The following is a 13,774-nucleotide window of genomic DNA, read 5'->3' as shown; positions in this document are numbered from 1 at the left end:
ACACATCAAAAGTACAAGATGGCATGGTAAGGGGTAAGCCAGCAAAACAAAACGATATAGATCACATTAATTAAGCAACAAAATGAAATTGAAACCAATTATTGTGACGCAAACGCTATTTCAACAGATATCGGAAATATTATAGAACAGAAGGCCTGCCTTTCATCATTCGCAGTCCCTCGCGTTTAATGCACTCTATCAGCGGATTTTCTACCATGTCTGCTCGCCATATAAAAGACAAGGTTCGTTCCATACTGAGCTCTGGGACGTTAAGCGCAACCAATTGGCCGTTTTCGATAAACCGCTCAACATCCAAGTATGGTAGGCAGGTAAGATATTGCCCGTTTTCAACCATGCTTCTAAGAACAGGCACATGTTCGTATTCACGCCAAACGTCAAGATCTTCGATTAAATGGTGAATAGAGCTATCAAAAATCTTACGAGTGCCGCTACCCTGCTCTCTCAATACCCATCTTGCTTGCTCCAGCTGTGCTAGGCTCACTGTGTCATGCTTTGCGAAAGGATGGTGCGCAGCGGCAACAACGGTTAAGTGATCACGACACCAAACCTCTTGGTGAAGACGGTTATCGTCGCAACGGCCTTCCATGACCCCCAAATCGTATTTGTAGTCTAAAACGCCTTGTATGACACTATCGGTACTTTTGACTTTAAGAGAGATTCTCATCTCAGGAAATGAGTTATCAATAATACTGATAAGGTCTGGAACTAAATGTTCTGCAGGTGTTTGGCTTGCTCCAAGTTTGACATGACCACTCAACAAATGCTGCTCGTAGAAGCCCATCTCAATTTGTTGCGCATCCTGCAGCAACCGCTTAGCTTTTGGCCTTAGCCACATGCCCCAGTGCGTTAAGGCCATCTGTTTACCTTGACGTTCAAACAACGGTCGTCCTAGCATTTTTTCAAGTTGAGCCAGTGACATACTGGTTGCTGACTGCGTTAATGCCAGCTTATCTGCGGCCATACTAACACTTCCCATATCTGCGACGGCATCAAATACAGCAAGTTGTTTAAGAGAATATCTCATTAAGCTTCAATCCTTTGCCCAGAGAATAACAACGACTAAAATTGCTTACAAATAAGCAAGTTGTTTCATTTTACTTCTCTCTCAGGCCATATCAACAATTTTGATAAGGTTTTTAAACATTATCAATTTTACGTGTATGACTGAACACCATAACCTGAATGCGCAGTGAGGCTTTCTCACTGACATCACAGGAGGTAATCATGACTATTAGATTCGGGGGCAACGATGGCGCAACAAGCTCAGACGAATAATCTTTATTTCTCGCCCAGTGAAATGATGGCTGAGGCAGAAAAGTTTGCACTCAGTAAAGCCAATAAAACCAGCGGTACAACGTTGGGGCTCGCGATAATGGCTGGCGCGTTTATTGGATTGGCTTTTCTTTTTTATATTACCGTCACCACAGGCAATGTCCAGTCTGGCTGGGGCCTAAGCCGACTAGCAGGAGGATTGGCGTTCAGTATGGGGTTGATCCTCATCGTACTTTGTGGAGGTGAACTATTTACTAGCTCTGTTCTGTCTAGTATTGCATGGGCTAACAAGCAAATCAGCTTAGGAAAAATGTTATCCATATGGGGAAAAGTGTATGTGGGTAATTTTTTAGGAGCCATGCTGTTACTGCTCATCGTTACTGCTGCTGGTCTCTATCAAATGGACAACGGTCAATGGGGCCTTAACGCACTCAATATCGCACAACATAAGCTCCAACACTCTTTGGTAGAAGCATTTGCTTTGGGTGTTTTGTGTAACTTATTGGTTTGTCTTGCTATTTGGTTAACATTTAGCAGCGCAAACGCTATGACTAAAGCGGTAATGACCATAATGCCAGTGGCAATGTTTGTTTCCAGTGGGTTCGAACACTGCGTCGCAAACATGTTCATGGTGCCACTTGGTATCGTCATTCAAAACTTCGCAACTGAAGCCTTTTGGAGTCAAGTAGGCGCGACATCTGCTCAATTCAGTGACCTCAATATCTATCAATTTGTTACTGCAAACCTCATCCCGGTGACATTAGGCAACATTGTCGGCGGTGCAGTATTAGTCGGCCTTGCCAATTGGATAATCTATCGTAGACCACAAATCAAAGTCGTATCGATTTCAAGTATTACTACAACCACTAACATTACGTCAGCCAAGGAAAACTCTATGAATAACTTACTCTTCGTCAATGACATTATGAACCGTAATCCAGTCATCTTATCACCTGAAATGACGACACCCACTGCCATCGATATATTACTTGATAAACATGTTGTTAGTGCACCAGTGGTTAATGAAGAGGGTCGCCTAGTTGGTTTCTTTTCCGCTCATGACGTCATGGTCGATTTATGGTGCCAAGACTATATCCCGGTAGAGGGACAAAAAGTCGTAGATCTGATGTCTCGAGATGTCATCGCTATCAATGTAAATGACAAGTTAATTGACGTTGCCGAGTTTCTTTGTATCGATAAAGAGCAATTGTATCCGACGACCAGTTTTGGAATAGCAACAACATTAACATCTCTCTCGTTGGAGGAACGGGCCAAAAACATCAAGGTCCACAAACCTCATGTCTTGCCAATCCTAGACAATGGAAAGTTCGTAGGGGTAGTAACAAGGGAGGATGTACTAAGGGCTTTGCGTACCATCTATGGTGACAGGGTAACCATTGTAGACAACAGCACACAGCTAGAATCTGCGTAATAGATTTTGGTCAGGAAATAAGTCGCTTGATCAAAAAGCCCCCGACGCATGTTGGGGGCTAATTAGTTGTTAAGCAGTATATGGATTATTTCTTGATACCTTCTACATGAAGTTCCATATCAACGTAGCTCGATGCACCCATCACTGGAATATTGAAGTCTGCAAGTTCCAAGCGAGTTGAGCCTAAGAAACCAGCACGCTCACCACCCCAAGGGTCTTGACCAGCACCAATGAACTCAGCGGCAATAGTAATTGGCTTTGTCACACCGTGTAGGTTTAAGTCACCATTGACTTCAAGCTTACCGTTACCTTTGTCGACAACACTGGTACTTGTGAATGTCGCAGTCGAAAACTTCGACGCGTCAATAAAATCTGAGCTGCGGATATGCTTATCACGCTCAGCATGGTTTGAGTCTAAACTTGTAGTATCAATTGTTACTTCTACTTTAGAGGCACTAATGTTTGCAGGGTCGTAAGAAAAGTCACCTTCAAATGTGTTAAAACGACCTTTGATAAAGCTGTAGCCTAGGTGACTTACTTTGAAGTTAACCGAGGCGTGAGCGCCTTTGTTGTCAATTACGTAGTCCGCTGCGCTTGCACCAAATGGCAATGCCATTGCCATAGCTAGTCCGGTAGCAAATAACGTTTTTTTCATTTTGAAGCTCCTATCATCTTGCGTAGCGTGTTGTCTTTGTTAATCACGTGATGTTTGATCGCAGCCAAAGCATGAACGGCTGCCATTAAAATAAGTGCCCAGGCGGCGTAAAAGTGAATTTCACCCGATAGATCGGCTTGGTTCTCAAACAAAGCACCAAGTCCTGGAACAGTAAACCAGTCGAAGACGTCAATACCTCTGCCATCTTCGGTAGAAATAAGGTAACCGGAAGCAAACAGTACAACCAAAACAAGGTACATAGCTACATGAACTAACTTTGCGCCGAGAATTTCATACGCTTTTCCTTCTACTTTTGGAGAAGGTGTTGTGTGCTTCCAAACAAAACGAAATAGCGTCAGAGCAGCAAGTAAGATCCCCACCGACTTGTGCCAGTGTGGGGCGGTTTTATACCATTCACTATAATATGTAAGGTCTACCATCCATAGGCCCACAGCAAACATGCCGATAATGACAATAGCTGATACCCAATGAATTCCCCGCGCTACAAGGTTGTAATTCTTAACTTCTGATTTCATTGCGCTAATACCAATTGTTGAATACTTCTCTTTTTCAACGAGACTATCGTCTCTCCTATTTCCATAACAGATTATTTACCATTCTTTACATTCGAAAAACGGAGCAAATTTGATTAAGTCATTCAAAATTTTTGAAGGAACTTTCTCATCGTCTTTAGTAACTTAATACTCACTGACTTGTTCAATCTCGTCAATCTCGTCAGCAATATCCATCACCTTTCGTTGCATGACCATCTGCGCATCGGTGAGCCCCTTGTTATAAAATGCAGGGCCGAAGGCTTCTATAATGAAATCCATCATAAATTCCGCATCAAACTGACCAATTTCAATGTTTAGCTCATCTTCCAAATATCGCAATAAAGCGGATGACATCGCTTGTTTTTGTTGTGATGTAAATTCAATCTTAGACATAAACCCTTAACCATACTCAATATTTCTCAGGCTAAGTGTAACTAAACAATACTTTCACATGCTAATCTTCATTGTGTAGATATTGACTTGTGGAGAGAAGTCTTGCTTTTAGATGTGCTAATTCAAAGCGTGAATGAATTTCAAGCAGACTGTATGAAGCTGTGTGAAAAACACTACCCAACAATTCACAACAAAGGAATGAGTGAACACCACCTGAGCTTGGCATTTTCTCGGCGTTTGTCCCGAACGTTAACCGAATTTGGACACCACTGCGAATATGTTGCGTTAGAGTCTCTCCCGACTAGGGAACAGCCTCAACACTATAGAGTGACATCTGACGCTGGCACGGTTTGGATTCTTTCTTCACATTTACTGAGTGCAGGCAGCAACTGCCGGCAAAAGTTATTTAAAACCGTAACCCACTGGCAACAAGAATACGCCTTCGCTATTCAGCCCAATGATCTTTTGTTATTAATCAGCGACCATTGGATTTCTCGAAATAAGCAGAGCCGAGAGTTACTGCACTGGTGGACAGGGCGATTACCCGATGAGATAGACCAATATAAGTTACAGGGAATTAGCTTGTATGAAAGTGAATCACAACTCGCTTGCTCATTAGAGCATCACTTTGGCTTAAGCCCCTATTTCGTTAAGTTCACCCATCCTATTAAACGCTCAACGGATCAACAACTGGTACGCAAATATATTCAGCTTTACTCTGTCGTGCAGTTAAGCTAATCACCTTCACTGACTGACACTGATTGTGGTGTCATCGCAATTTCACGTTCTTCGCCCATAATAATACAGTGATTCGATTTGTGAGCTACGCGTGAAGAAACTAAAACGATATCAATATGAACGCTACGCCGTATTATGCAACCTGGCATACTCAAGAGTCTTTAAGCAGACAAGATATGGCTTTGCACCTAACGGACAGCGCGTTATTGCTAATCGCTTCGGAAAACCCATGATGCGCGTGCTCTGGTCTAAAGAAAGTGAAGAAGTCATTGTTGTTATCAAAGGTTCCCATAATATTTGGGACTGGATACTTAATCTTGCATTGTGGCAACGAACGTGCAAACCTCTTGCTCTCAACTATGCCATTCATGCAGGCTACCACTACCTAATGTTTCAAGAGAGTTTACCGCTGCACAAGAATGACAAACTCGGTGCGAGCGTATACGAGCAACTCTCTTCTGTCCTAGTACCTCTTATTGAGCAGGGAAAACGCCTCACCTTTACCGGTCATTCTTCGGGAGGTGCGATAGGATGTGTATTAGCCGACGCGTTTGAAGAAAAATTTCCCAAATCAATCAAACGTGTTGTCACCTTTGGTCAACCGTCTATTGGAGGGTACGGATTCAGAACTAATTACAAGCTCGGCCATAAGACGTATCGAATTTGCTGCGATCTCGATATCGTGACATTCCTTCCTCCAATACCATTGCTTTACTGGCATGTAGGCAAAGTACTTTGGCTGTACAATGGTCGTATTTATGAGAACACGCCCACTTTTATAAGACTAGGCCGTTCGCTCGGATCTTGGCTTATCCGCCCATTTTCATACCACTTGATGGCAAAATATATTCGTAACAAAGACTTCTTTGACGAAAGATAACACTTATCACTTACTGCTTTTGCATGATATTGACGGTTAGGGACGCATTGGTTTCTCACATTGAGCAACACGAACGAGTCACAGTAGAAGGAATGGAGATACAAAATCAACGAAAGATATAGGGCTCGACAGGCATCAAGCTCTTTTCTAGTCAAATCAGAAGCAATTTGCCTTACATCAATTGAACAGACTCACCTGATAACAAATAGAAATGAATGTCGTTCTTTAAGTAATATTGAGGCCACAAGATGCATTAATTCTGGCATATTGAACCATCCAGATATGGCTTTCAAACTATTAATAACATCTAAAACACCAATCTTTTACAACATTAATCGCCACTATAATTAAGACTATCCATTTATTGCTCTAGATCATCAGAAGTTTAACTAGCACTCGTGCTACAGCATAGTTTTATGTACATTCCTTGTCATAGTTTGAAACAGTTTTTATATAATTTTCATATCTTAGGGTGATATCTATGCTGGAGCTCTTCATTGGGTTAGTCGTTACTGTGGCGGTCGGCTATTTCATTGTTAAAGGTTACAAACCTGCGGGTGTACTTTTAACAGCAGGTGTTTTACTACTTATTGTTACTGGCCTCATTGGCCACACGGTTCTACCATCAAAAATAACGTCGACTGGCAATATGTTTACAGATGCTCTGGAGTACGTGAAATATATGCTCCAATACCGCGGTGGCGGCTTAGGGATGCAAATCATGTTGCTTTGTGGTTTTGCTTCTTACATGACACATATTGGTGCTAATAACGTCGTTGTTAAACAGTTTTCTAAGCCTCTTTCTGTCATCAAATCCCCTTACGTTCTACTTGTCGCCGCTTATATCGTTGCGTGTCTAATGTCACTAGCGGTAAGTTCTGCCACTGGTTTGGGCGTCCTGTTAATGGCAACCCTCTTTCCAATGATGACAGCAATGGGGATCTCACGTCCAGCAGCGGTAGCGGTATGTGCGTCGCCAGCAGCGATCATTCTTTCCCCGACTTCGGGCGATGTCGTCATCGCTGCAGAAAAGTCAGGATTGGATTTGGATGTGTTTGCCGTTCAAACCGTTCTACCAGTGTCTATTTGTGCCATTATCGTTATGGCGGCTGCGGCATTCTTTTGGAACAAATATCTAGATAAGAAAGATAACTCACCAATGGAACGCGTTGACGTTTCTGAAATCGAAGTTAATTCCCCAGCGTATTACGCAGTGCTGCCGTTCCTGCCTATCATCGGTGTTTTTCTGTTCAACGGACGAACCATTCCGGGCCTAAAACTGGACATCTATACCATTGTTGTTTTATCGATTTTCATTGGTGCAGTGGTCGACTTTGTCACCAAACGATTCAAAGGCAAAGAGACGCTAGAGGACTTAGAGTCTTGCTATCAAGGAATGGCCGACGCATTTAAGGGCGTGGTAATGCTACTCGTTGCGGCTGGTGTATTCGCCCAAGGTCTGATGTCGGTTGGAGCCATTGATAACCTACTTCACCTTGCGGAGACAGCAGGAGCTGGAGGTATTGCACTGATGCTGATACTGACAGGCTTGACCGTCGCCGCAGCAATCGCAACGGGTTCAGGTAACGCGCCTTTCTATGCGTTTGTAGAACTAGCACCTGCGCTTGCAGCAAAAATGGGGTTAAACCCAGCCTTCTTGATTATACCGATGCTTCAAGCGTCTAACTTAGGCCGCACTGTTTCGCCAGTATCTGGTGTCGTTGTTGCCACATCGGGGATGGGTAAAATAAGCCCATTTGAGGTTGTTAAACGTACGTCAGTACCCGTTCTATGTGGCTTAATCACGGTTATCTTAGGAACATTAGTCTTAGTTCCAATGTCAGCATGACCTAGACAAAAACAGTAAGGGCGCTCGTTGAGCGCCCTTTTTGATAATGTCTAAAACCAATTATTTTATTTCGCCGTAACGCTCAAGATATAAGACGGTTGCCGCGGTGCGCGATGGAACCTTAAGTTTTTTTAGCAAGCTTTTCATGTGAACCTTCACTGTAGACTCAGAAATGAACAAACTATCCGCGATTTGTTTGTTGCGATAGCCCTTTGCGACCTCTCTCAAAATCTGCATTTCGCGATCAGTAAGGTCGTCAAACACATCACTTATGTTTTCTCTTTCAGCCAAGTATTTGGCAACTTCTTTGCTATACGCTTTGTTACCTTGTAACGAAAATTTCAACAGTTCGACCAACTCATCAGGCTCAGTATCTTTGAGCAGGTAACCATCCGCGCCCGCCTTGACGATAGCTTCAATATCGCCGGGACTATCGGAAACCGTAAGAATGACAATAGCGGCGTCGCATTCGTCGGCACGCAGAGCCTTAAGGGTATCTAGCCCAGACATGCCTTTCATATTAAGATCAAGCAAGATTAAGTCAGGTTTATACTCATGATTTTGTGCGACTGCATCCGTGCCATTGCTGGATTCAGCGACTACAGTGAACTCATCTTCAAAGCTTAATAGCTGGTTAATACCTCTTCTCATTAGTGGATGGTCATCCACTAGCAGCACTCTACACTCTGTCAATGGTATGCTCCTTAACCTTTGGATACTCTAATAAAATTTCACAGCCAGAGTGTGGCGCAGTTCTCACTTCCAGTTTTCCATTCAGACGCGAAGCTCTCTCCTGCATAATGTTTAAACCATAGTGGTGCACTTTTTCTACACTCTTATCAAATCCGACACCATTATCTTTCACGGAAACGGTAATGGTAATATCATTCTCACTGCACCGAATTTCTATCATTGAAGCTTGAGCATGTTTGATCGCATTAATGGTGGCTTCACGAATTAATTGCAGCAAGTGCACTTGCTGGTTTGCCTCCAATTCAATTGACGAAAGTTCATTGATCAAGACAATGTTTGATTCAGCTTGTTCCCCCAGTTGCGCCGCCATCTGTTGTAAAGCATGACCGAAGCTTCCCTCTCGGATTGTCAGTCGGAACGTCGTCAGTAACTCTCTGAGCTGTGTATACGCCGAAGAAAGACCTGTATCTAGCTCAAGAAGGATCGGTTGCGTTTTTTCCAATTGAGCAGAATCTGGCAGTTTGTTCACACTACGCTTTAATAGAGCAACCTGAATTTTTAGATAAGAAAGTGCTTGTGCCAGTGAGTCATGCAGTTCACGCGCGATCGTCGCTCTCTCTTCCATCAGTAATAATTGTTCAGCTTGCCTCTGGGCTTGATTATAGTAAATAGCACGGGAAATTATTTGGGCAAAACTGTCAATTAACACTGGGTCTGGACAAGGAAGAACAACTTGCCAATACAAGGTACCCAACTCCTCATCATCCAGTGTCAATGTTTTTCGATGATAAACCTTGTCATAGTCCAAACACTCTTCCCCCTGAGTGAGAATCATAGCTTTCTCGCTTTTTTCTCTGATTTCTAATCTGACGGACCGTATTCCTTCAAGACTGGCTAGGTGCTGAAGTATTGCTTCGAAGTTTTCTTGAGTAATCCTAGACGCAGTGAGTTCCTGAGAAGAGAGATACAACACTTTTAGTGATTCGTTTGCATGCTGCAGTTTTTGAGTTTTCTCGTTAACCGCCTCCTCTAGGCCACGATAAAACTTACCCAATTCTGAGGCCATATTATTAAAAGTTCGGGTTAGAATACCCATTTCGTTATCGCTTGAGACATTGAGAGAAACATTAAACGAACGTGACTTTATCTGCTCACTCGCAGTCACTAAGGCATTCAGAGGTCTAACAATTTGCTTGCGAATGTAATGAACGACAAAAATACTAACAATCAGGATACCGCCCAACCCCATGCCTCCAGCCCAAGCCAACTTAATGAGCTTTTGTTCAGAAAAGTCCTGTAATTTATACACAAACGCATCAATTTGATTGACAAATCCAGCCACTAAGACCACGTAGCGTTCTCTCTCACTGCTCTCAAGTACTTGTTTTAATTCATGCCAGCGTATGAGCAAACTGGAGTAGTCATGCTTGATATCTTCAGGCACTGTCCAACTTTGGAGCGCTTTCATTGAAGATGAGTAAATCGAACGCTCGAACATATCAATATGCGACGAGTAATCAACTGACATGATATGAATATCATGCGCCAACCGATAGCTTTGCATGCGCATTGAACCCGCAACGTTAACCGCTTCTGCATCATTTAAACTTGACGCTAAAGTGATGATAGCAAAGCTGGTTGTTGCGACCGACAATGACAATATGAGCACCATTGCTTTCGCAATCGCACTCGTCACCGATGTCTTGGCACTTTTAAACACTCATTCTCCTGCACACATCTTTTAGCAACTATCAATACTTACCGTTTGATACACCCACAGTGACAATATCTGATGATGTGTGGCTAAATTTATTGATCCAGAACAAGAACACCCTCCATTTACCCCCTAAGGGTTATTTATACAAATATGTCAAAAACTACAATTTATGTGAGGTTAAATGACAATTTATTAATGAGGAGTGTGAACTATGGTTATTTTTGGCAGCGTAAACGGTTAGGTGTGGTGATGGTCGACCTCTCAAAAAGGCGCTTTTTGTCGGGGAAAAAACGACAAGATAACGAACTGTCCCTTCCTTGGCTTTCACAGCCTACTTTGTTTATCGAACAATGCACAAGGTGTAATAAATGTGTCGACGTTTGCCAGACTCAGATCATAGTCAAAGGAGATGGCGGTTTTCCTCACATCGATTTCTCTAATGATGAATGCACTTTTTGTTATCAGTGCGCAGCCATCTGCCCTGAGCCTTTGTTTAACCCCCAAAGTACGCATCCTTGGACAGCGAAAGCAACGGTTAAAGAGGATTGTTTAGCGAAACTGAATGTTGACTGTCGTACCTGTGGCGATATGTGTGAGCCTATGGCAATCACATTCAAATTAGAAGTTGGCAAAGTAGCGCAACCCATTTTAAACCTTGAAGAGTGTAACGGCTGTGGCGCATGTGTTTCTGTTTGCCCTACTTCATCCATCAATGTGAGCAATTTTTAATAACAACGGAAGATATCTATGTCACTTAACGAAGTGCATATTTCTAGCTTAGTGGTACACGTGTCACCTGAGCACCTGACTGAGATTAAGTCTCAGATTGAAGCCTTCAGTAATGCCGAGATCTACGGTGATAGTCCGGAAGGCAAAATTGTCGTGGTTCTGGAAACCGAAAACCAGGGATTCATTACTGACACCATCGAAGCTATTAACAACTTACCGAACGTTTTGAGCACAGTACTGGTTTATCACCAAATCGAGACTGAGCTGGAAGAAGACGAATCAAAAAATAAAAACACTGGAACTCAATATTCCCAAACCGAGGGTGAAGTATGAAGATGACAAGACGTGCGTTTGTGAAAGCAAACGCTGCAGCATCAGCAGCAGCGGTCGCCGGTATCACTCTACCAGCTTCTGCTACCAACCTGATTGCTAGCTCAGACCAAACACAAATCACATGGGACAAAGCGCCTTGTCGTTTCTGTGGTACTGGCTGTTCCGTTCTTGTAGGTACACAAAACGGCAAAGTGGTAGCCACTCAAGGTGACCCAGAAGCGCCTGTTAACAAAGGTCTTAACTGTATCAAGGGTTACTTCTTATCGAAGATCATGTACGGACAAGACCGTCTGACTCAGCCGTTACTTCGTATGAAAGATGGTAAGTTCCATAAAGACGGTGACTTCGCTCCGGTTTCGTGGGACGTAGCATTCGATGTCATGGCCGAAAAATGGAAAGAAGCCCTGAAAAAGCAAGGCCCTTCTGGTGTTGGTATGTTCGGTTCTGGTCAGTGGACTGTTATGGAAGGCTACGCTGCTGCCAAGATGATGAAAGCGGGCTTCCGTTCAAACAATATCGATCCAAATGCACGTCACTGTATGGCTTCTGCCGTTGGTGCGTTTATGCGTACATTTGGTATTGATGAGCCTATGGGCTGTTACGATGACTTCGAGAACGCAGACTCTTTCGTTCTTTGGGGTTCAAACATGGCAGAAATGCACCCTGTTTTGTGGACTCGTATTACTGACCGCCGTCTAAGCCACCCACATGTTAAAGTGAATGTACTGTCTACGTACTACCATCGTTCTTTTGAGCTTGCAGACAAAGGTTACATTTTCGAACCACAATCTGATCTGGCTATTGCTAACTATATTGCAAACTACATCATTGAAACTGATGCGGTTAACTGGGATTTTGTTAACAAGCACACCAATTTCAAACAGGCTACGACCGACATTGGCTACGGTCTTCGTGATGATGATCCACTGCAGATGGCGGCTGCTAATCCGAACTCAGGCAAAATGTCTTCAATTTCATTTGAAGAGTACAAAAAGTCTATCGCGCCATATACGGTAGAAAAAGCTTCTGAAATGTCAGGGGTTTCTGAAGAGAAACTGATTGAGTTAGCGAAACAATATGCGGATCCAAACACGAAAGTAATGTCGCTATGGACTATGGGTATGAACCAACATACTCGTGGTGTCTGGATGAACAGTCTGATTTACAATATTCACCTTCTAACTGGTAAAATCGCAACACCAGGTAATAGCCCATTTTCTCTAACAGGCCAACCTTCAGCGTGTGGTACAGCACGTGAAGTGGGTACTTTTGCACACCGTCTACCTGCAGACATGGTGGTTGCAAATCCTAAGCACCGTAAGATTGCAGAGGGTATCTGGAACATTCCAGATGGCGTCATTCCCCCTAAACCGGGCTATCACGCAGTCGTTCAAGACCGCATGCTTCGCGACGGTAAACTTAATGCCTACTGGGTAATGTGTAACAACAACATGCAAGCAGGTCCAAACATTAACGGCGAGCGTTTACCTGGCTACCGTAACCCAGAAAACTTCATCGTTTGCTCTGACCCATACCCAACAGCAACAGCACAAGCAGCAGACCTTGTTCTTCCAACAGCAATGTGGATTGAAAAAGAAGGCGCTTATGGTAACGCAGAACGTCGTACACAAGCTTGGTACCAACAAGTGGATACTGTCGGCGAAGCGAAGTCTGACCTTTGGCAGGTAATGGAATTTTCAAAACGCTTCAAGATGGAAGAAGTGTGGACAGAAGAACAACTAGCAAAAGCACCGCAGTACCGTGGAAAGACCATGTATGACATGCTGTTTGCTAACGGCGTAATCAATAAATTCCCTATTGAAGAAGCTCGTGAGTTGAACGACGATGCTCACCACTTCGGCTATTACGTACAAAAAGGCCTATTCGAAGAGTACGCCGCCTTTGGTCGAGGACACGGACACGATTTAGCACCATATGATGTTTACCATCAGGTGCGTGGTTTACGCTGGCCTGTTGTTGATGGCAAAGAGACTCTCTGGCGCTACAAAGAAGGCTCAGATCCTTATGCGAAAGCAGGCAGTGGCTGGGACTTCTATGGTAAACCCGATGGTAAAGCACTGATTATTTCTGCTCCATACGAAGCGCCACCGGAAGTGCCAGATTCAGAATTCGACCTCTGGCTATGTACGGGCCGTGTACTTGAGCACTGGCACACAGGAACGATGACACGACGCGTTCCAGAGCTTTACAAAGCTGTTCCTGATGCCGTGTGCTACATGCACCCTGAAGACTCAAAAGCTCGCGGTGTACGTCGAGGCGAAGAGGTGCTTATCGCCAACAAACGCGGTGAAGTACGTGTTCGTGTTGAAACACGTGGCCGTAACCGCCCACCTAAAGGCTTGGTATTTGTACCATTCTTTGATGCACGCATCCTGATCAACAAATTGATCCTTGACGCGACGGACCCTCTGTCCAAACAGACCGACTTCAAGAAGTGTCCTGTCAAGATCACCAAAGTTGCATAAACCAGAAAGCGTCGGTCGCTCT

General features: G+C 43.7%; 13 protein-coding genes. 7 read left to right on the top strand and 6 right to left on the bottom strand.

Annotated elements, in window-relative coordinates:
• Positions 1-139 precede the first annotated feature (139 nt).
• The gene (locus OH455_RS10480; protein WP_045976944.1) at positions 140-1,045 is read right to left on the bottom strand and encodes a LysR substrate-binding domain-containing protein; all 906 of its coding nucleotides are present in this window, start codon (positions 1,043-1,045) and stop codon (positions 140-142) included.
• Between the two features lie 225 nt (positions 1,046-1,270).
• On the opposite strand from OH455_RS10480, the gene focA reads away from it, so the two are divergent.
• Entirely contained in the window at positions 1,271-2,725 is a 1,455-nt protein-coding gene (gene focA, locus OH455_RS10475) for a formate transporter FocA (RefSeq protein WP_269981319.1), read from the top strand.
• 85 nt (positions 2,726-2,810) lie between these two features.
• On the opposite strand, the gene OH455_RS10470 is transcribed toward focA, so the two are convergent.
• The 3 genes from OH455_RS10470 to OH455_RS10460 all read right to left on the bottom strand — a co-directional run bounded on the left by OH455_RS10470 (position 2,811) and on the right by OH455_RS10460 (position 4,327).
• Entirely contained in the window at positions 2,811-3,380 is a 570-nt protein-coding gene (locus OH455_RS10470) for a YceI family protein (protein WP_269981318.1), read from the bottom strand.
• A complete protein-coding gene (locus OH455_RS10465; protein ID WP_269981317.1) occupies positions 3,377-3,916 on the bottom strand; it encodes a cytochrome b in 540 nt (179 codons plus the stop codon). Before OH455_RS10465 ends, OH455_RS10470 begins: the two co-directional genes overlap by 4 nt.
• A 162-nt stretch (positions 3,917-4,078) precedes the next feature.
• Positions 4,079-4,327 (bottom strand): DUF2164 domain-containing protein, encoded by a 249-nt coding sequence (locus OH455_RS10460; RefSeq protein WP_045976940.1) that lies wholly within the window; start codon positions 4,325-4,327, stop codon positions 4,079-4,081.
• A gap of 102 nt (positions 4,328-4,429) precedes the next feature.
• On the opposite strand from OH455_RS10460, the gene OH455_RS10455 reads away from it, so the two are divergent.
• The 3 genes from OH455_RS10455 (at position 4,430) to dcuC (ending at position 7,794) form a co-directional block, all read left to right on the top strand.
• Positions 4,430-5,065 (top strand): hypothetical protein, encoded by a 636-nt coding sequence (locus OH455_RS10455; RefSeq protein ID WP_269981316.1) that lies wholly within the window; start codon positions 4,430-4,432, stop codon positions 5,063-5,065.
• A 91-nt stretch (positions 5,066-5,156) separates the two neighbouring features.
• Positions 5,157-5,945 (top strand): lipase family protein, encoded by a 789-nt coding sequence (locus OH455_RS10450; protein WP_269981315.1) that lies wholly within the window; start codon positions 5,157-5,159, stop codon positions 5,943-5,945.
• Between the two features lie 481 nt (positions 5,946-6,426).
• Entirely contained in the window at positions 6,427-7,794 is a 1,368-nt protein-coding gene (gene dcuC / locus OH455_RS10445) for an anaerobic C4-dicarboxylate transporter DcuC (protein ID WP_269981314.1), read from the top strand.
• A 60-nt stretch (positions 7,795-7,854) separates the two neighbouring features.
• On the opposite strand, the gene OH455_RS10440 is transcribed toward dcuC, so the two are convergent.
• Together OH455_RS10440 and narQ are read right to left on the bottom strand one after the other, a co-directional pair.
• On the bottom strand, positions 7,855-8,487 hold the full coding sequence (locus tag OH455_RS10440; RefSeq protein ID WP_269981313.1) for a response regulator: 633 nt from the start codon (positions 8,485-8,487) through the stop codon (positions 7,855-7,857).
• On the bottom strand, positions 8,474-10,207 hold the full coding sequence (gene narQ, locus OH455_RS10435) for a nitrate/nitrite two-component system sensor histidine kinase NarQ (RefSeq protein WP_269981312.1): 1,734 nt from the start codon (positions 10,205-10,207) through the stop codon (positions 8,474-8,476). Before narQ ends, OH455_RS10440 begins: the two co-directional genes overlap by 14 nt.
• 246 nt (positions 10,208-10,453) lie before the next feature.
• Here narQ and napF point away from each other — a divergent pair, with 246 nt between their 5' ends.
• Genes napF through napA form a run of 3 tightly spaced genes read left to right on the top strand, consistent with a single transcriptional unit; the run spans position 10,454 to position 13,752 of the window.
• The gene (gene napF, locus OH455_RS10430) at positions 10,454-10,933 is read left to right on the top strand and encodes a ferredoxin-type protein NapF (RefSeq protein WP_269981422.1); all 480 of its coding nucleotides are present in this window, start codon (positions 10,454-10,456) and stop codon (positions 10,931-10,933) included.
• An 18-nt stretch (positions 10,934-10,951) separates the two neighbouring features.
• Positions 10,952-11,266, top strand: a complete 315-nt coding sequence (locus OH455_RS10425) for a chaperone NapD (RefSeq protein WP_006961044.1) — start codon at positions 10,952-10,954, stop codon at positions 11,264-11,266.
• Positions 11,263-13,752 (top strand): periplasmic nitrate reductase subunit alpha, encoded by a 2,490-nt coding sequence (napA, locus tag OH455_RS10420; RefSeq protein WP_269981311.1) that lies wholly within the window; start codon positions 11,263-11,265, stop codon positions 13,750-13,752. The genes OH455_RS10425 and napA overlap by 4 nt, the downstream gene beginning before the upstream one ends.
• Positions 13,753-13,774: the final 22 nt, after the last annotated feature.

It is taken from the genome of Vibrio sp. T11.5 (assembly GCF_027587155.1).
Lineage (GTDB): Bacteria > Pseudomonadota > Gammaproteobacteria > Enterobacterales > Vibrionaceae > Vibrio > Vibrio neptunius.
This window is presented reverse-complemented; position numbering and strand designations above follow the sequence as displayed.